The 17,334-nt window shown below is 55.4% G+C and carries 17 protein-coding genes and 1 pseudogene; 8 read left to right on the forward strand and 10 right to left on the reverse strand.

Going from position 1 to position 17,334, the window contains the following annotated elements; all coding sequences use genetic code 11:
• Positions 1-74 precede the first annotated feature (74 nt).
• Positions 75-2,237 (forward strand): EAL domain-containing protein, encoded by a 2,163-nt coding sequence (locus tag ES815_RS19565; RefSeq protein WP_142489295.1) that lies wholly within the window; start codon positions 75-77, stop codon positions 2,235-2,237.
• 1 nt (position 2,238) lies between these two features.
• Here the strand turns inward: ES815_RS19565 and ES815_RS19570 are convergent, their stop codons facing one another.
• The 3 genes from ES815_RS19570 to ES815_RS19580 all read right to left on the reverse strand — a co-directional run bounded on the left by ES815_RS19570 (position 2,239) and on the right by ES815_RS19580 (position 5,300).
• Positions 2,239-3,063, reverse strand: a complete 825-nt coding sequence (locus ES815_RS19570) for a trypsin-like serine peptidase (RefSeq protein ID WP_142489296.1) — start codon at positions 3,061-3,063, stop codon at positions 2,239-2,241.
• 279 nt (positions 3,064-3,342) lie between these two features.
• A complete protein-coding gene (gene asr, locus ES815_RS19575; protein WP_142489297.1) occupies positions 3,343-3,663 on the reverse strand; it encodes an acid resistance repetitive basic protein Asr in 321 nt (106 codons plus the stop codon).
• Between the two features lie 149 nt (positions 3,664-3,812).
• Positions 3,813-5,300 carry a carboxypeptidase M32 gene (locus tag ES815_RS19580; protein WP_142489298.1) on the reverse strand — a complete coding sequence of 496 codons (1,488 nt, stop codon included), beginning with the start codon at positions 5,298-5,300 and terminating at the stop codon, positions 3,813-3,815.
• A 314-nt stretch (positions 5,301-5,614) separates the two neighbouring features.
• Here ES815_RS19580 and ES815_RS19585 point away from each other — a divergent pair.
• The 4 genes and pseudogenes from ES815_RS19585 to ES815_RS19600 all read left to right on the forward strand — a co-directional run bounded on the left by ES815_RS19585 (position 5,615) and on the right by ES815_RS19600 (position 8,017).
• A pseudogene (locus ES815_RS19585) lies at positions 5,615-6,739 on the forward strand (IS3 family transposase).
• 293 nt (positions 6,740-7,032) lie between these two features.
• A complete protein-coding gene (locus tag ES815_RS19590) occupies positions 7,033-7,227 on the forward strand; it encodes a hypothetical protein (protein WP_142489299.1) in 195 nt (64 codons plus the stop codon).
• A complete protein-coding gene (locus ES815_RS19595) occupies positions 7,224-7,631 on the forward strand; it encodes a hypothetical protein (protein ID WP_142489300.1) in 408 nt (135 codons plus the stop codon). The genes ES815_RS19590 and ES815_RS19595 overlap by 4 nt, the downstream gene beginning before the upstream one ends.
• The gene (locus tag ES815_RS19600) at positions 7,628-8,017 is read left to right on the forward strand and encodes a hypothetical protein (protein ID WP_142489301.1); all 390 of its coding nucleotides are present in this window, start codon (positions 7,628-7,630) and stop codon (positions 8,015-8,017) included. The genes ES815_RS19595 and ES815_RS19600 overlap by 4 nt, the downstream gene beginning before the upstream one ends.
• A gap of 586 nt (positions 8,018-8,603) precedes the next feature.
• On the opposite strand, the gene ES815_RS19605 is transcribed toward ES815_RS19600, so the two are convergent.
• The 4 genes from ES815_RS19605 to ES815_RS19615 all read right to left on the reverse strand — a co-directional run bounded on the left by ES815_RS19605 (position 8,604) and on the right by ES815_RS19615 (position 11,009).
• Positions 8,604-8,942 carry a hypothetical protein gene (locus ES815_RS19605; protein ID WP_142489302.1) on the reverse strand — a complete coding sequence of 113 codons (339 nt, stop codon included), beginning with the start codon at positions 8,940-8,942 and terminating at the stop codon, positions 8,604-8,606.
• A 14-nt stretch (positions 8,943-8,956) separates the two neighbouring features.
• Positions 8,957-9,181 carry a hypothetical protein gene (locus ES815_RS23775; protein ID WP_185902430.1) on the reverse strand — a complete coding sequence of 75 codons (225 nt, stop codon included), beginning with the start codon at positions 9,179-9,181 and terminating at the stop codon, positions 8,957-8,959.
• On the reverse strand, positions 9,174-9,503 hold the full coding sequence (locus ES815_RS19610) for a DUF1493 family protein (RefSeq protein ID WP_142489303.1): 330 nt from the start codon (positions 9,501-9,503) through the stop codon (positions 9,174-9,176). The genes ES815_RS23775 and ES815_RS19610 overlap by 8 nt, the downstream gene beginning before the upstream one ends.
• A gap of 252 nt (positions 9,504-9,755) precedes the next feature.
• Positions 9,756-11,009 carry an MFS transporter gene (locus ES815_RS19615; protein WP_142489304.1) on the reverse strand — a complete coding sequence of 418 codons (1,254 nt, stop codon included), beginning with the start codon at positions 11,007-11,009 and terminating at the stop codon, positions 9,756-9,758.
• 122 nt (positions 11,010-11,131) lie between these two features.
• On the opposite strand from ES815_RS19615, the gene ES815_RS19620 reads away from it, so the two are divergent.
• The 3 genes from ES815_RS19620 to bioD all read left to right on the forward strand — a co-directional run bounded on the left by ES815_RS19620 (position 11,132) and on the right by bioD (position 14,200).
• Entirely contained in the window at positions 11,132-12,031 is a 900-nt protein-coding gene (locus ES815_RS19620; RefSeq protein ID WP_142489305.1) for a LysR family transcriptional regulator, read from the forward strand.
• Positions 12,032-12,158: 127 nt separating this feature from the next.
• Positions 12,159-13,379, forward strand: coding sequence for a sugar metabolism global transcriptional regulator Mlc (gene mlc / locus ES815_RS19625; RefSeq protein ID WP_142489306.1), 1,221 nt, complete (start codon positions 12,159-12,161; stop codon positions 13,377-13,379).
• A gap of 125 nt (positions 13,380-13,504) precedes the next feature.
• Positions 13,505-14,200, forward strand: coding sequence for a dethiobiotin synthase (bioD, locus tag ES815_RS19630; protein WP_142489307.1), 696 nt, complete (start codon positions 13,505-13,507; stop codon positions 14,198-14,200).
• On the opposite strand, the gene clcB is transcribed toward bioD, so the two are convergent.
• The 3 genes from clcB to osmW all read right to left on the reverse strand — a co-directional run bounded on the left by clcB (position 14,135) and on the right by osmW (position 17,332).
• A complete protein-coding gene (clcB, locus tag ES815_RS19635; protein WP_142489308.1) occupies positions 14,135-15,445 on the reverse strand; it encodes a voltage-gated ClC-type chloride channel ClcB in 1,311 nt (436 codons plus the stop codon). The two genes, bioD and clcB, sit on opposite strands and share 66 nt — an antisense overlap.
• Positions 15,446-15,533: 88 nt before the next feature.
• Positions 15,534-16,685, reverse strand: a complete 1,152-nt coding sequence (gene osmV / locus ES815_RS19640) for an osmoprotectant ABC transporter ATP-binding protein OsmV (RefSeq protein ID WP_142489309.1) — start codon at positions 16,683-16,685, stop codon at positions 15,534-15,536.
• The gene (gene osmW, locus ES815_RS19645; RefSeq protein ID WP_142489310.1) at positions 16,685-17,332 is read right to left on the reverse strand and encodes an osmoprotectant ABC transporter permease OsmW; all 648 of its coding nucleotides are present in this window, start codon (positions 17,330-17,332) and stop codon (positions 16,685-16,687) included. Before osmW ends, osmV begins: the two co-directional genes overlap by 1 nt.
• Positions 17,333-17,334: the final 2 nt, after the last annotated feature.

Raw genomic sequence — 17,334 nt, forward strand, 5'->3', positions numbered from 1 at the left:
CTGTCATTACAGGCAGCGAAATTCATCTCCTGTATTACGCTTAGACTGAAAGCCTTAAAAAGGACGAGGAATGAATGCATACCCCTTTAAGCTGGCGTAAAATCCCCTCTGCGAAAACTTTGTTTGTCATGATTTTTATGGCAGGGCTCGGCTTAATTTTCTCCGTTGTGACCCTGCTGTACCTCTCGCTGAACCTCATCAGCAGTAAAGCCAATGAAATCGACGAGCAGCGTACGGCCCTCTCCGTGCAGGGCGCCGTTCAGACCTCGATTAACCGGGTCTGGTCGCTGGTGATCGACAACGCCGTCTGGGATGACGCGGTGCGCGAAGCCTATCGTCCGGCGCTGGACATAGACTGGCTCTACAACACCTGGGGGGCGGGCTATAAGGTCAATAACCTGTATGACGGCACCTTTGTACTCGACGAACGCTTCCGGGTGCTGTGGGGATCGTTTAAAAGCCAGCCTTTCGCGGAAAAAAACCTCGACTTCTTTGGCGATGGCTTAAAGTCGCTGATCCTGATGCACACCAACGCCCTGAAATCGGATAAAAACATCTATGCCGGGATCACCCGCACCCGGGCGGGGATCGCCTTCGTGGGCGTCGGACTGATCCGCCCGACGATAGGCAGTTTGCAGGCGGGGGACAATACCCGCCGCTTTCTGGTCATCACCCGCCACATCAATCCGCAAATTTTGCGCGATCTGGGAAACACCTTTCAGATCGACGACCTGACCTTCACCCCGGAGCAGGTCAGCGACGTTAACGTGCCGCTGAAGAGCTCTTCGGGGGAGGTGCTGGGGTATCTGTCGTGGAAGCCGCGCCTGCCGGGGGCTGCCGCGGCCAAAGCTGCTTCGCTGGATATCACCCAGATCGTGCTCTTCACCGCAGCGCTGATCCTGCTGTTTATCCTCTTCAGCTGCGTGGGGCTGTATAAACTGGCACGCGGTGAGAACCTGGCGCGAAAGGTGGCGCGCACCGACTGGCTCAGCCATTTACCTAACCGCCGGGCATTGATTGAAGAGCTGGAGCGGGTGAGCCAGCGCGGCGATACCGATCGTAAAAGCGTGGTCTTTATCGATCTCGACGGCTTTAAAGACGTCAATGATATCTACGGCCACGAGGTGGGCGATGAGCTGATCGTTATCATTGCCGGCGCGCTACGCGACAACGTGCCGAAAGACGGCATGCTGGCCCGCATGGGCGGGGATGAGTTTGCCATGACCATCGGCGGGGACAACGCCGAAGCGCTGGCCTCCGCCTTTGCAGGTTTTGTTCTCGATTATCTGCACAATGCGATCCGCGTCGGGGAGCGCACCATCCATATTGGCGCCAGCATCGGTATTGCCAGCGGCACCCTGGTGGAGTGCACCAGCTCCGAGCTGTTCCGTCGCGCCGATATCGCCATGTACCACTCCAAAATCACCGGCAAGGGGCGGGTGACGCACTACGATACGGAGCTGAACAGCGTGCGTGAGCGCCAGGTGGCGATTGAGAGTCAGATCCGCAGCGGCCTTGAGCGCGACGAGTTCGATGTCTGGTATCAGCCAATCATCGATGCGCGCAGCCAGAAGATGGTCAGCGTGGAGGCGCTGGTGCGCTGGCCGCGCCGCCCGGAGGGGCCGCTGCCGCCGGACGTGTTTATCACTATCGCGGAGACCAGCGGGCTGATTTATGGTCTGGGGCAGTTTGTTCTGCGCCGGGCCTGTCAGGATCTGGAGCCTTATGCGGATTTGAAACTGTCGGTCAACATCTCGCCCGCGCAGTTCCGCGACCCGGAATTTGAGGCCAAAGTGGAAGGCGCCCTCGACGTCAGCCACTTCCCGGCCACGCGCCTGCAGCTGGAGGTGACGGAAACCTACGTTCTGGAAAATCCCGAGCGGGCGCGTTCTGCTATCAACAATCTCAGAGCCCAGGGGATCGCCGTGGCGCTGGATGATTTTGGCACCGGCTACTCCAGCATCGGCTATCTCAGGCGCTTTAACTTCGACACCATCAAGATCGACAAATCGCTGGCCGGGCTGGTGGATCATGACGAGCAGGCCGCGGCTCTGGTCAGCGGCACGGTGCGCATCGCCAGCGCCCTCGGGATGACCGTCGTGGCCGAAGGGGTGGAGAACGAGATACAGATGAAACTGCTGCGGCTGGCGGGCTGCGATCAGCTGCAGGGCTTCTGGTACAGCCAGCCGATGCCGATAGAGGCGATCATGGCGCTACGCCAGCGGCGGCAGTGCTAAATCACTGCCGGGCCAGCTCTTCCAGCTTGTCACGAAAGCCGGTAATCGACAGGGCGCGGTTGTCCGCCCGCCAGCGATCTTTCGCCGCCGGAGCGGAGCTTTGTACCCCGATGACCTGCCAGCCTTCGGCGGTTTTCAGCATCAGCGGCGAGCCGCTGTCGCCGGGCAGGGTATCGCACTGATGCGACAGCACGCCGGTTTGCGCCCAGCCGGTGACGATACAGTCCTGATGGGTATAGAGCACGTCGAGATGATCTTCCGGATAGCCTGCCTGGTTCACCTTGCGGTCGGCCGCTTTCAGGGCGGCGGTCAGGGCGTCTTTGTCGCCGGTAAACAGCGGCAGCGGGGTGATCCCCGATGGCGGATTACGCAGCACCACCAGACCAAAATCCCAGGAGGCGGCAGAAGGCGGCACGATCCAGCCATCGCCGTCGGCTTTCAGCCGTCGTCCCAGTGACGCCGGGACGCGCCCTTCAATGCCGTGGATCTCATAGCGCCAGCTGCCTTTTAGCGACACGAAGCGCAGGGCAACGGCGGTATCCGGTTTACCGTGTGGCGGCACAAGCAGGCAGTGGCCGGCGGTCAGCGCCAGCTGAGGGGTGATGAGGGTCGCAGTACACAGATTTCCACTGGCGGTTTCCAGCTGGCCAATGGCATCCCACGGCGAGCGGGAAGGATCGGCGACACGCGTGCGGTCGTCATGACCAAAAAACAGCGTTTGTACCTCTTTTTTGACGTTCGCAGCGTCGACACCGCCATCGTCCGCATGACTCAGCCCAGAAAAGAGAAAAAACGTTCCCAGTACAACCACAACAGATTTACGCATATCACACTCTGAAGGGGGATAATTATGATTATTAAATATGAACCCTGGTTAATAACTATAGACGGGACAGCGCGAAAGTGGGAGTAAAATCAGCGTGCTACACTCAGGAAATATAAAACACACTGGCGACAAGTGCGCACAAAATAAGCGTTATAAGAATGAACTCAAACCGATAGCGCTGAAACATAACGCCCTCCGGATAGAAAAACGGCGCTGCGACCTTGGGGGTTCAGCGCCGGAGACCAACGCGCCCCTCAGGGCACGTTAAGGTAAGTCGGCTTATGCAGCCGGTTTAGCTGCCGGGGCTGCAGCTTCGTGTTTCACTGGTTTTTTGTGGTGTTTTTTGGCTGCCTGGGCTTTCTGGGCAACCGGAGCGGCTTCCGCTTTTTTCACGTCTTTTTTGTGATGCTTTTTCGCTGCCTGTGCTTTCTGGACGGCAGCTTTTTTATGTTTTTTGTGGTGCACGGTTTTCGCAGCCGGTGCTGCGGTGGTGGTCGCGGTTGCAGCAGGTGCAGCAGAGTTGGCGACGGTGTCAGCAGCAAATGCAGCAGAAGAGAGACCCATTGCAGCGGCAACAACCAGAGCTAATACTTTATTCATCATCCTACCCTCGAATTGGTTTTTTCATTTAACCCCACTGCGGGGCCGTTGAAAGAACTATATCCCTGAAACTACGGGGCTTCGGTGAGTGATTGGTGACGGCGTGTAACGGATTGTACAGCGCCGGGTACGATACCCGGCGCGGAGGGTTACAGGTAGCGGGCGGTAAGATGGTCACGGAAGTAGCGGCTGTTGAGATCCTCCCCGGTCGCCTGCTCTATCAGCTGGGCGGTGGTGAAGCGGCTGCCGTGCTGCCAGATGTTCTGACGCAGCCAGTCGAAGAGGGCGCTGAAATCCCCCACGGCGATGGCGGCGTCCAATCTCGGTAGGGCCTTTTTCGCAGCAGCGAACAGCTGGGCGGCGTACATCGCACCCAGGGTGTACGACGGGAAATAACCAAAGCCGCCGTCCGTCCAGTGAATATCCTGCATACAGCCGTTGCGGTAGTTATCTTTAGTGGACAGGCCCAGCCACGCCTGCATCTTCTCATCCCACAGGGCCGGAATGTCCTCCACCTCGATCTCGCCGTTAATCAGCGCCCGTTCGATCTCATAGCGCAGCACCACATGCGCCGGATAGCTCACTTCGTCAGCATCCACGCGGATATAGCCCGGCTTAACGCGCTGGTTCCAGGCGATAAAGTTCTCCGGCGTGAAGGCTGCCTGGCTGCCGAAGCGCTCATGCACCGCCGGGAGCAGGTGGTTGAGAAACGCCTTGCTGCGGCCAAGCTGCATCTCAAAGAACAGGCTCTGGGATTCGTGAATAGCGGTAGAGCGTGCCAGGGCGATGGGCTGGCCGAGCCAGTTGCGCGGCAGGTTCTGCTCGTAACGGGCGTGGCCGGTTTCATGGATCACCCCAAACAGGGCGCTGAGCAGCTCGTCTTCATCGTAACGGGTGGTGATGCGCACGTCTTCCGGCACGCCGCCACAGAACGGGTGGGCGCTGACGTCCAGGCGACCGGCATTAAAGTCGAAGCCAAGGGTCTTCATCGCCTCCAGCCCCAGCTCGCGCTGGATCGCCGTCGGGAACGGGCCCTGCGGCGGCACGAAGGACTGCTGCGCCTGCTTCTCGACAACCTGGTTCAGCAGATCCGGTAGCCAGGATTTGAGATCGCCAAACAGCTCGTCAAGCCGGGCGCTGGTCATGTCCGGCTCGAAGATATCCAGCAGCGCATCGTAAGGGGTGCAGCCTTTGGCTTCGGCGCGCAGGCGGGCCTCTTCCCGGCTCAGCTTCACCACCTCTTTCAGGTTGGCAGCAAAGCCCTGCCAGTCATTCGCCGGACGCTGGGTGCGCCAGGCATGCTCGCATTTACTGCCCGCCAGCGATTTGGCTTCAACCAGCGACTCTGGCAGCAGCGCGGCCTGCTGATAATGGCGGGTCATTTCCCGCAGGTTGGCCTGTTCGACGTCGTTAAGATCTTCGCTTTCTGCGTTACGCAGCCAGTCGGCCACTTTTTTATCGGTCAGGATCTGATGTTGCAGCACGCTCAGTTCTGCCAGCGCTTCGCCCCGGGCGGCGCTGCCGCCCGCGGGCATCATGGTGAACATGTCCCAACTGGCGATGGAAGAGAGATGGGAGAAGCGGGAGAGACGCTGGAAAGTTGTCACAAGTGACTGATAGGAGGGTGATTTTTCCATTCTTAATTCTCGTTCTAGTTGGGGTGTGTTCTTAGGAGCATACAATGATTCATGCACTAAATATGCACTTTTCATGCACTAAAAAAGATGGTTGTCTCTGGAGAAAGAAGATAGCTGGACGTGTCCTGAGTGTTACGCTGAAGACAAAAGAGAGAAATGTTGGCCTTCTGAGAGCCAATGCACTGACAGGACGTTACATCCAACTGAAGGGGCTAGATCTACCATTTAAGGCACTGAGAGAAGCTCTGAAGTGAATCGCCACGGGTTTAACAGACACCTCAGAGTCATTTAAAATGGCTTAAAGAGAGGTGCCCATGAGCGGTAAGCGTTATCCCGAAGAGTTTAAAATTGAAGCAGTCAAACAGATTGTTGATCGTGGTCATTCAGTTTCCAGCGTTGCAACACGTCTCGATATCACCACCCACAGCCTTTACGCCTGGATAAAGAAGTACGGTCCGGATTCTTCCACTAATAAAGAACATTCAGATGCTCAGGCCGAGATCCGCCGTCTCCAGAAACAGCTGAAGCGGGTTACCGACGAACGGGACATATTAGCGTACTTCGCAAAGCTGTCCGACTGAGGTACGCCTTTATCCGTGACAACACCTTTTGCTGGCCTGTTCGCCTGCTCTGTCGGGTGCTGGATGTTCATCCCGGTGGCTTTTACGCCTGGCTTCAGCAGCCGCATTCACAACGCCATCAGGCAGACCTGAGACTGACAGGACAGATTAAACAGTTCTGGCTGGAATCGGGATGCGTCTATGGTCCATCTGGATCTGCGGGACAGCGGGCAACAGTGCGGAGTCAATTGAGTTTGGCGACTGATGAAACGTGTCGGGATAAAGGCTCAGGTCGGATACCGGAGCCCGCGGGCACGTAAAGGTGAGGCCAATATCGTGTCGCCCAACAGGCTCCAGCGGCAGTTCAATCCGCATGCTCCGGATGAGCGTTGGGTAACGGTCATAACCTACATCAGGACCCACGAGGGCTGGCTGTATCTTGCCGTGGTTGTTGATCTGTTCTCACGCAAAATTATCGGCTGGTCCATGCAATCCCGGATGACAAAGGACATTGTCCTGAACGCACTGCTGATGGCTGGATGGCGGCGTAATCCCCAAAAACAGGTGCTGGTTCACTCGGATCAGGGCAGTCAGTACACAAGCCTTGAGTGGCAGTCGTTCCTTAAATCACACGGCCTTGAGGGCAGCATGAGCCGTCGCGGTAACTGCCACGATAATGCGGTTGCAGAAAGCTTTTTCCAGTTATTGAAACGCGAGCGGATAAAGAAAAAGATCTACGGAACGCGGGAAGAAGCCCGCAGCGATATTTTTGATTACATCGAAATGTTTTATAACAGTAAGCGTCGGCATGGTTCTAGCGATCAGATGTCACCGACAGAATATGAAAACCAGTATTATCAACGGCTCAGAAGTGTCTAGATTATCCGTGGCGATTCATACAACGCAGAGAACGTATGATTAGATAATGCCATTAGCCTATGACAATAAGCTCTGCTTATCAACGCTGAGAGAAGAAATAAAGAATGATTGGTTTTAACTGGAATAATCAATTCTAACGTCATACCACAATGTTGCTTTACCCGTCAGCCTGATGGAATGATTCTAAGGCCCGCCAGTATATACAATAAAGAATGAATATAGCTCTTGTAATCAAAAGATGGTCAGGGCTACCAATTATCATATGGTCAGACTTTTCTTATGGGAATTTAACAATGAAGCAAGAGCAAGTTAAAGAAATATTAACAATGGATGGAATCGATATCTTTAAGCTGAGAAGCAAGAACGGTCTTTCTCTCTATCGTAATCAACTATTTATGTTGCTTTCCAGTGCAACAATCAGTGTTAATGCCTTGGCTAAACTCTCATGGCATACAGCAGCCTCTATCAAGAAGGAGATTGCACAATGAATGCCAAACTAGCCCTCTCAGTGCTGTTAATTGCTTCTTTCGGTGTTCACGCAGAGACAAGCACTGTCTATAAGTGTGGTGAATACACGTTAATTGATGCGAAAGATTTTATTGACAATGGGGTTCATGAAAACTACATAGCCATCACTAAAGGTAAAACTATAATCGCTGGTAATAGTGAAGTGCTGAATGACACAACACACAAGCCAATGCACACCACACAATTTAACTTTGATGGAACTATAAATGATGTGGCTATATTAGTGAATGAAGATAAGACCGATAAGGATGTATGGGCTTATATGATGAACATCAACGGCTATAACATGACTAGCCGTGTGCGTATTGTTGATATTGGAAATAAAGAACGCCCTTACGTTGATTGTCAGCAGGTGAGCAAATGAAACGCTTAGTGATTGCTGTGTTGCTGGCTGCCTCTCTTACAGGATGTGCATCTAATCTTACTCGTAATGTAGCTAATGCAGACAATGCAAAGGTATTGGATGAAGTGGCAACATTTCAGGATGGTGATTGGTTCGGTGTGGGTACTGCTTTCTATCAGGAGATGAAGAGACGTGAGCATGCAGGGATCATGAATGCTGAGGATGATGCTCAATACCTTGCTATGCGTCAGGCTGCTAAAGCTCAGGAGGAGCAGGATAAAGCTGTTCGTGAAGCCAGTGAGCCATCTTTGGGGGATTATATTATGGCTGATGCTGCATGTCAGGATGCTCCTATTGAGTGTCATCGTCATGTGGCAGACTCATCACTATCCAAGATTGGCCTTTAATATCGCAATGCAATGAAAATATAAATATTAACGCTGAAGAAGCATGAAGGGCATTTATAGGCCTAATCATGATTAGGACATTAGAAGTAAATATCTTTTTTTGTCCTTTTTATTTCAGCGTGAGCAGCGTAGCTACGTTACAGGCGTAGCCTGTGTTCGAAGAATAGAAGAGATAATATTCATTTTATCTTCATTCCCTCTTTAAGTTCTTAATGAGTTTATCACACTACTTTCTTACTACTTTCTTATTACTTTCCTACATTGGTAAACGCTATTTCTTTCTAACTATTGTGGATTATTTTGGTAAGAATGATAAAGATGATGATGAAGTTATTAAATGTCAATGTGATTGTGGTAAATGCTTTCTTAGTAATCTTAAATATATTCAGAGTGGTAAACGTAAAAGCTGTGGCTGCACTAAAGGAAAACCTAAAGGATATAGCCCTGAACAAGAAGGTCAGGTTGTAAAAGGGGTTAGGAAAATTTCAAACCAATCGAACATGTACCATCCTCAACTGAACTTGAATACCAGAGAACAAAATTCAATCTACTTGGTAATCATGTTTCTCCATAACATTAAGGCAGCCTACGGGCTGCTTTCTTCATCTCCATTCCAATCGTCATCCCAGTCAGCGTTTAATCCTCTCATTTGATTGATGCTCAGAGTCCATTCATCACACCCCCTAACCCCCTTCATCCTTTCTCTGATGTTTCTAGCAGCGTCTACTATCTGAAATTCATCAGCCTTGCCATTATCATTCAGAAGCCTAGAGCAGTCACCAATCAGACAAGATATGTCAATCCAAAGGTCTTTCTCATAAGTGTCATATTCCCCTCCTGTAAGCTTCAGTTCTTCCAAGAAACTAAGTTCAGAAATAGCCCACTGTAGTAGGTTTAGAAGAGCACGATTTGTACTAATTTTCATGTCCTTTCCTGGCACTATTCATGTCCTTTCAGCGGTAAGTTGCTGAATTGGAACAATTCACTATCATCGTAAACATGTCCCAGCTGGCGATGGCGGAAAGGTGGGAGAGACGCTGGAAGGTGCGGGTGGGTTGCTGATAAGAAACGTTTTTCGGCATAGTTGTTGTTCTCGTTCAGATGAATGACCAGCAGAAAATCGAGATTGAAAAGGGGCGCAATGCCCCTTAGCGTGTCAGTCATATAACCATCTGCCTGCTTTTGCAGACTCAGCAAGCATACGAAGCGTTAGCGGTTCTGGTTCATCATCCTTTCCGCTAGTGAATAAGGCGTAAAGGATAAATGTCTCCTCAGGCCAGTATCTGTAAAAGTCGAAGTTCGAAGGGTCAACATCAAAGCGTTTAAAATATTCACTCATGATGTCTGCCCCTGTCTCACTTGCCCAAACGTAATCACCCGTGGAGAGGCTGGTATCAAGGGTAACGGGCCATATTTTCCTGGTAAACAGGGCGGGCTTATTGAACCGTTCGCAGTACCAGGTAATCACATCTTCATTTGTCATCATCTAGTCGCTCAGAATAAGACGCAATAGCCATCCTTTCTTATCCTTTAATTTATTGTGGACAATCCTTTTGTAGCCTAACCTCTAAGCAATGATGAGTAAATGAACAATGTTTATTAAGTGATTGTTTAATAATGCTTAATGAATGGTTATATATGATTAAAAACGAAAAACCCCGGACTCGTATGGCACCAGCTCGGGGTCGCTATAAAAGTCTGGGATAGGCTTGCTACGGGTGCTCACCAGATCACCATCTCATTTCAACCGCCGGTGAAGACTCCTGCCCACCACCAACGCCCCACACAACATCAACGCGATAAACCCGCCCACGCCGTTCCAGCCGTACTGATGCCAGAAGACGCCGCCCAGCGTCCCGGCAATGCTGGAGCCCAGGTAGTAGCTAAAGAGATACAGCGACGAGGCCTGGCCTTTGGCGCGGCGCGCGCGCGGGCCAATCCAGCTGCTGGCGACCGAGTGGGCGGCGAAAAAGCCGGCAGAGAAGAGCAGCATCCCGGCGAAAATCACCCACAGGTTGCCCAGCAGGGTTAACAACACCCCGGCCAGCATGATGCCTGTCGACGCCAGCATCACCGGACCGCGGCCAAAACGAGTGGTCATCGCCCCGGCTTTCGGTGAGCTCCAGGTACCGGTCAGGTAGGCCACCGACAGCAGGCCAACCAGGGCCTGATTCAGGTGCCAGGGGGCGAGCATCAGCCGGTAGCCAATGTAGTTAAACAGGGTGACGAACGAGCCCATCAGCAGGAATCCGGTGAGGAACAGCAGGGGCAGGCCCCGATCGCGCCAGTGCAGGCGGAAGTTAATCAACAGCGTTTTTGGCCGCAAGGCCGTAGGACGAAAGTGGTGCGACTCCGGAAGGATTTTCCAGAACATCAGCGCTGACGCCAGCGCAAAACAGCCGATCGCCGCCAGCGCAATCCGCCAGCTGAAGAAGTCGGTAAAGACCCCGCTGAGCAGCCGTCCGCTCATCCCGCCGATGGAGTTACCGCTGATGTAGAGCCCCATCGAGAAGGCGACAAAGCTGGGGTGGATCTCCTCGCTGAGGTAGGTCATGCCTACCGCCGCCACGCCGCTGAGAGAAAGGCCGATCAGCGCACGCATGATGAGTATCCCGTGCCAGCTGGTCATCATCGTCGACAACAGAGTACAGACCGAGGCCAGCAGCAGGGCGGTAACCATCACCGGTTTACGCCCGATGGCATCCGACAGCGGGCCGGTAAAGAGCAAGCCGACCGCCAGCATCCCGGTGGAAATGGAGAGCGAAATACTGCTGCTGGCGGGCGTCACGCCAAACTCCTGCGACAGCACCGGCAGGATCGGCTGCACGCAGTAGAGCAGGGCGAAGGTCGCCAGTCCGGCGGAGAAGAGCGCCAGGGTGACGCGCATAAACTGCGGGGTGCCGCGTTTGATTAACTGCACCGGGCGCGATTTGGCCGGTAAGAGATCGATATCATCTGTCGGGGCGATATCAGCCGTTGTTGTACGACTCACGTAAGTTCCTTGCTTCAACATCCCCGTGATTTCTGGTGACGGGTATGACCACAGGGATCAGGGTAGGAAAATGTAAATATTCTGTCTAATATATTAATAATCTCAAATGATACGTTAATAATATGAATATTGAACTGCGTCATCTGCGCTACTTTGTGGCCGTCGCGGAGGAGCTGCATTTTGGTCGTGCGGCGGCGCGGCTGAATATCTCCCAGCCGCCGCTGAGCCAGCAAATTCAGGCCCTGGAGCTTCAGGTGGGGGCCCGTCTGCTGGCGCGCACCAACCGCAGCGTGGCGCTGACGGCGGCAGGACGCCAGTTTCTGGCGGACAGTCGGCAGATCCTGAGCCAGGTGGATGAGGCGGCAGCCCGGGCGGAACGCCTGCATCATGGCGAAACCGGGGAGTTGCGCCTCGGGTTTACCTCTTCCGCGCCCTTTATTCGCGCCATCTCGCAAACCCTGTCGTCGTTTCGCCGCCTCTCCCCGGATGTGCATATCCAGACCCGGGAGATCAACACCCGGGAGCAGATCGTCCCGCTGAGCGAAGGCTCGCTCGACCTCGGCCTGATGCGAAATACCCAGCTGCCGGATACTCTGGCGTGGCAGCGGGTGCTGCGCGAGCCGCTGCTGGCGATGATCCACCGGGATCACCCCCTGGCGGCAAAGCCTGTGGTTTCGCTTGCGGAGCTGGCCCATGAGCCGTTTGTCTTTTTCGACCCGCATGTCGGCACCGGCCTGTATGACGACATCCTGGGGCTGCTGCGCCGCTACGGGGTTACCCCGGTCATCACCCAGGAGGTGGGCGAGGCGATGACCATTATCGGACTGGTGGCGGCGGGGCTGGGCGTGTCGATCCTGCCCGCCTCATTCAAGCGCCTTCAGCTGAACGAAATGCGTTGGGTGGCGATAGCCGAACCGGATGCGGTGTCGGAGATGTGGCTGGTGTGGTCGAAACATCATGAGCTCAGCGCGGCGGCACAACGTTTCAAAAATCTACTGATTAATGCCTCTTCCGCCGGCTAAGCCGCAAAAAAGGCGGGCAAAAATGTGCTGTAAATCACAAGGCTAAGTAAAAATTTGACGATTACTGTAGAAGTGCTTCACCATAGCCCACAGTTTATTTCGAAGCTCGAAAATAAGGGAGTACGTGGTGGTTGCTGATAGTCAGCCTGGGCATATCGATCAGATTAAGCAGACCAATGCGGGTGCAGTATATCGCCTGATTGATCAGCTTGGGCCGGTCTCGCGCATCGATCTTTCCCGCCTTGCGCAACTGGCACCTGCCAGTATCACCAAGATCGTACGAGAAATGCTCGAAGCGCATCTGGTGCAGGAGACGGAAATTCAGGAGCCGGGCAGCCGCGGCCGTCCGGCAGTAGGTCTGGTGGTGGAAACCGAAGCCTGGCACTACCTCTCGTTGCGTATCAGCCGGGGTGAAATCTACCTGGCGCTGCGCGATCTCAGCAGCAAGCTGGTGGTGGAAGAGCAACTGCCGCTTGAGCTGAAAGCCGAGCTGCCGCTGGAGGTACGGATCACCGCGCTTATCGATCAATTCTTTATTCATCACCAGCAGAAGCTGGAGCGTCTGACCGCCATCGCCATTACCATGCCAGGCATCATTGATACCGAAAACGGTATTGTCCACCGGATGCCGTTCTATGATGACGTCAAAGAGATGCCGCTGGGAGAGGTGCTGAAAAACCACACCGGCGTGCCGGTCTATATTCAGCATGACATCAGCGCCTGGACGATGGCCGAGGCGCTGTTCGGCGCCTCACGCGGGGCGCGGGACGTGATTCAGGTGGTGATCGACCACAACGTGGGGGCCGGGGTGATTACCGATGGCCGTCTGCTGCACGCTGGCAGCAGCAGCCTGGTAGAGATTGGTCATACCCAGGTCGATCCCTATGGTAAACGCTGCTACTGCGGCAATCATGGGTGTCTGGAGACCATTGCCAGCGTCGACAGCGTGCTGGAGCTGGCCCAGCTCCGCCTCGGCCAGTCGATGAGCTCGTCGCTGCACGGGCAGCCTTTGACGGTGGCGTCGCTTTGCGCGGCTGCCCAGCAGGGCGATCTGCTGGCTAAAGATATTATTACCGGCGTCGGCACCAACGTCGGGCGCATTATTGCCATTATGGTTAACCTCTTTAACCCGCAAAAGATCCTCATCGGCTCGCCCCTGAGCCAGGCGGCAGAGGTTCTCTTCCCGGCCATCGCCGACTCCATCCGCCAGCAGTCCCTGCCAGCCTACAGTAGGCATATCGTGGTGGAGAGCACCCAGTTTACCAATCAGGGCACGATGGCCGGTGCCGCGCTGGTAAAAGATGCGATGTATAACGGTTCACTGCTGATCCGTCTGCTACAGGGTTAACCGTTTCTTACAGACTTACTAAAAATTGCGCTATCTCAAACTGAGCGGATAGCGCATGCCTTAGACTTCCCCCACTGAATTATTTCCTTGATTTATATTTCCAAAGCATAACGGTGGAGTGAGTGATGCTTAAGCGTTTCTTTGTAACGGGTACTGATACTTCTGTCGGTAAGACGGTGGTGTCCCGCGCCTTGCTGCAAGCCCTGATGGCAAGCGGCAAGAGCGTTGCAGGGTACAAACCGGTAGCAAAAGGGAGTAAAGAGACGCCAGAGGGATTGCGCAATAAAGATGCGCTGGTGTTACAAAGCGTCTCCTCGATTGAATTGCCCTATCATGCGGTAAACCCCATCGCCCTCAGCGAAGATGAGAGCAGCGTGGCGCACAGCGGGCGGGTCAATTACAGCCTGTTGTCGGACGGGCTCGCCAGCCTGAGCGAGCAGGTCGATCATGTGGTGGTGGAAGGGACCGGCGGCTGGCGTAGCCTGATGAATGATTTGCGTCCGTTATCGGAGTGGGTGGTGCAGGAGCAGCTCCCGGTGCTGATGGTGGTGGGCATTCAGGAAGGCTGTATTAACCATGCCCTGCTGACGGCGCAGGCCATTGCCAATGATGGTCTGCCGCTGGTGGGCTGGGTGGCAAACCGCATCAATCCGGGCCTGGCCCACTACGCTGAAATCATTGACGTGCTGAGTAAAAAACTGCCTGGCCCGCTGGTGGGCGAGCTGCCGTATTTGCCGCGCGCAGAGCAGCGCGAGTTAGCGCACTATATCGATCTCTCGGCTCTCGGCAGTGTGTTGACCGTAGACAGAGTCGTGGCGTAACGTCCGGGACAGGACCGACGCCACCACGCAGGCAATCAGCAAGCCGGGCAGCAGAAGATACTGCCCGGTCATTTCACAGACCATCAGCGCCGACATGATCGGTGCGTGCGTCGTGGCGGCAAGCAGTGTCGCCATACCCGCCAGCCCCAGCAAAATCGCAGTTTCAGACCCCGGCAACCACAGCATAAAGAGTTGCGCAAACAGCATCCCGGTCGCCATGCCGACAAACAGCGTTGGCGTGAAGACCCCGCCCGGTGCGCCTGAACCGCTGCTGGCGAGCACGGCCAGCAGCTTGCAAATGAATACCCCCGCAATCACCGACAGCACAGGCGGCGCCAGCAGAAACGCCTGCACCACGCTGTAGCCATTGCCCCACACTTTGGGCGTCAGCAGCGACAGCAGCCCGACAATCAGCCCGCCCAGCGCCAGCTGCCACGGCGGCGAGAGTTTCAGGCGCAGAAACAGGGAATGACTAAAGTCCATCAACCACATCAGCGCCGGGCCGCAAAGGCCGGCCAGCAGGCCCATGCCGACGATCAGGGAATAATCCACCCCGGTCAGGGTTTCGCTGAGATGCACCTCATACAGCGTGCTCGCACCCGGACTGAGCAGGCGGGTGGTGAGAAGTGCAACGACCGCGGCTATCACCACCGGGCCGAGGGACGCCAGCATCAGGGTGCCGAACAGGATCTCGGCAATAAACAGGCTCCCGGCTAAGGGCGCGTGGTAGGCGCTGGCCATCCCGGCGGCGGCCCCGCAGGCGATCCACAGTTTCCATTCTGATTTCGGCGTAAAGCGCTGGGCAAAAAAGGAGGCGGCGAGGGCGGCCAGCAGGATCATCGCCCCTTCACGACCAATGGCGCTGCCGCTGGCAACTACCAGTAACGACGCCAGGGATTTCACCAGGCTGGCACCGTAATCGAACTGCCCTTCGCCCGTTTCCAGAGCTTCCATATAGTCGGTAGGGGCATGGGGACGCTGCGCCGTCATCCGCTGCCATCCCCACAGCAACAGTCCGGCCACCAGTCCGCCCAGGGCAGGCGTCAGCGCGCGCCGCCAGGGCGAAAGCGCGCTGGCGGCATTCACCAGGCTGCCGCTTTCGTTACTCAGGAACAGCCACTCCAGCAGGTACATGGCGTGACGAAACACCGCCACGGCCAGCGCCGCCAGCACGCCGGTGACGGTGGCAATCAGCAGCCTGCGAAACATCGCGCGGATGTCAGGGTAAGCATGGAGTCGATGCATGGGTTACGCGTAAACAGGGAAGATACAATATTGTGAGGGGAAATCGCGGGGTTAGCAACGTAAAGCGCCGGGCAGGGCCCGGCTGACTTTATGAGTTCTCGCTATGAATATTCAGCGCCCGGCGGGTGCGGCCAGAGCTGAGGTATTCCGCGATATAGTCCTGGGAAATCTCGCCGTTATAGCGCCCGTCCTCATCAACAATCGGCATCCAGCTGGTATTACTCTCATACAGGCGGGAGAGCACCACGCGAAGGTTGTCCTCCGCCTTGCCGGTCATGCGGAACGGATGGATCAGATCGGCGCAGGTACCGGTGGCATGACGCGCTTCCCGGCGCTTCACAAAGCCCAGCGGCTTGCCGTTTTCATCCACCACGGTCACCGCGCGGATATCGTTATCGTCCATCGTGGCGAAGGCCTCAGGCAGCGGCGTGGCCGGGCGAACCGTGATCGTCGGCTGCTGGTCCGTTACATCTCCTGCAGAAACCAGCAGCAGGCGCTTCAGGGTACGGTCCTGGCCGACGAATGAGCCGACAAACTCATTCGCCGGTTTAGCCAGCAGTTCGTCCGGGCTGGCGCACTGGACAATTTTCCCCTGACGGAAGACGGCGATGCGATCCCCCAGCTTCAGCGCCTCGTCTATGTCGTGGCTGACCAGCATCACGGTCTTTTTCAGCTTGCGCTGCATCTCGAGGAACTGGTTCTGGATCACCTCGCGGTTAATCGGGTCGACCGCACCGAACGGCTCATCCATCAGCAGCACCGGAGGATCTGCCGCCAGGGCGCGGATCACGCCGATACGCTGCTGCTGACCGCCGGACATTTCGCGCGGATAGCGGTTGAGGAACTTATGCGGATCCATCGCCACCATATCCATCAGCTCTTCGGCGCGGGTTTTACAGCGGGTTTTGTCCCAGCCCAGCATCCGTGGCACCACGGTGATGTTCTCTTCGATGGTCATGTTCGGGAACAGACCAATCTGCTGGATCACATAGCCGATGTTGCGGCGCAGGGTGACGGTATCCATGTCGCTGGTGTCCTGACCGTTAATCAGGATTTTGCCGCTGCTCGGGGTAATCAGGCGGTTAATCATCTTCAGGGTAGTGGTCTTGCCGCAGCCGGACGGGCCGAGCAGGACGCACATTTCCCCTTCGGGCACGTTCAGGTTAACGTTATCCACGGCCTTAAAAGTCTGGCCCTGCTTCTGTGAAAATTGTTTGGTGAGGTTTTCCAGTTTTATCATTATCGAATCCCCTTTGGAGTCAGAACGATCTGCAGACGGTGCAGTAACCAGTCGAGCACAATCGCTAAAAGACAAATCATCAGCGCACCGGCAATCAGCATACGAATATCGCTTCCGCCAATGCCGTTAAGCAGCAGCAGGCCCAGCCCGCCAGCACCAATCACCGCGGCAATCGCCATCACGCCGATGTTCATGACTACGGCGGTGCGGATCCCGCCAAAGATCACCGGCAGCGCCATCGGAATTTCTACCCAGCGCAGACGCTGCCAGAAGGTCATGCCGATGCCGCGACCCGCTTCGCGCAGGCCCGGCGGCAGGCTGTCGAGGGCGGTGTGGGTGTTACGCACAATCGGCAGCAGCGAGTAGAGAAACACCGCCGTAATAGCGGGCAGGGCACCAATACCCTGACCGATCATGGAAAAGAGTGGGATCATCAGGCCGAACAGGGCAATCGACGGGATGGTCAGCACGATGGTGGCAATCCCCAGCACCGGCGTGGCCAGCCATTTGTGGCGCACAATCAGAATGCCCAGCGGCACGCCGATAATAATGGCTAAGCCCACGGCCAGCGCCACCAGCCATAGATGTTGCAGCGTCAGGGTTAACAGATAGCCCCAGTTATCAATAATGTAATGAACCGTATCCATAG

This window comes from Leclercia adecarboxylata, from assembly GCF_006874705.1.
Lineage (GTDB): Bacteria > Pseudomonadota > Gammaproteobacteria > Enterobacterales > Enterobacteriaceae > Enterobacter > Enterobacter adecarboxylatus_C.

What these genes read in the sequence shown, in the direction of transcription:
- ES815_RS19565 (WP_142489295.1), top strand. Translation starts at nt 75, where the DNA reads ATGCATACCCCTTTAAGCTGGCGTAAAATCCCCTCTGCGAAAACTTTG.
- ES815_RS19570 (WP_142489296.1), bottom strand. Translation starts at nt 3,063, where the DNA reads ATGCGTAAATCTGTTGTGGTTGTACTGGGAACGTTTTTTCTCTTTTCT.
- asr (WP_142489297.1), bottom strand. Translation starts at nt 3,663, where the DNA reads ATGAATAAAGTATTAGCTCTGGTTGTTGCCGCTGCAATGGGTCTCTCT.
- ES815_RS19580 (WP_142489298.1), bottom strand. Translation starts at nt 5,300, where the DNA reads ATGGAAAAATCACCCTCCTATCAGTCACTTGTGACAACTTTCCAGCGT.
- ES815_RS19590 (WP_142489299.1), top strand. Translation starts at nt 7,033, where the DNA reads ATGAAGCAAGAGCAAGTTAAAGAAATATTAACAATGGATGGAATCGAT.
- ES815_RS19595 (WP_142489300.1), top strand. Translation starts at nt 7,224, where the DNA reads ATGAATGCCAAACTAGCCCTCTCAGTGCTGTTAATTGCTTCTTTCGGT.
- ES815_RS19600 (WP_142489301.1), top strand. Translation starts at nt 7,628, where the DNA reads ATGAAACGCTTAGTGATTGCTGTGTTGCTGGCTGCCTCTCTTACAGGA.
- ES815_RS19605 (WP_142489302.1), bottom strand. Translation starts at nt 8,942, where the DNA reads ATGAAAATTAGTACAAATCGTGCTCTTCTAAACCTACTACAGTGGGCT.
- ES815_RS23775 (WP_185902430.1), bottom strand. Translation starts at nt 9,181, where the DNA reads ATGACTGACACGCTAAGGGGCATTGCGCCCCTTTTCAATCTCGATTTT.
- ES815_RS19610 (WP_142489303.1), bottom strand. Translation starts at nt 9,503, where the DNA reads ATGATGACAAATGAAGATGTGATTACCTGGTACTGCGAACGGTTCAAT.
- ES815_RS19620 (WP_142489305.1), top strand. Translation starts at nt 11,132, where the DNA reads ATGAATATTGAACTGCGTCATCTGCGCTACTTTGTGGCCGTCGCGGAG.
- bioD (WP_142489307.1), top strand. Translation starts at nt 13,505, where the DNA reads ATGCTTAAGCGTTTCTTTGTAACGGGTACTGATACTTCTGTCGGTAAG.
- clcB (WP_142489308.1), bottom strand. Translation starts at nt 15,445, where the DNA reads ATGCATCGACTCCATGCTTACCCTGACATCCGCGCGATGTTTCGCAGG.
- osmV (WP_142489309.1), bottom strand. Translation starts at nt 16,685, where the DNA reads ATGATAAAACTGGAAAACCTCACCAAACAATTTTCACAGAAGCAGGGC.
- osmW (WP_142489310.1), bottom strand. Translation starts at nt 17,332, where the DNA reads ATGGATACGGTTCATTACATTATTGATAACTGGGGCTATCTGTTAACC.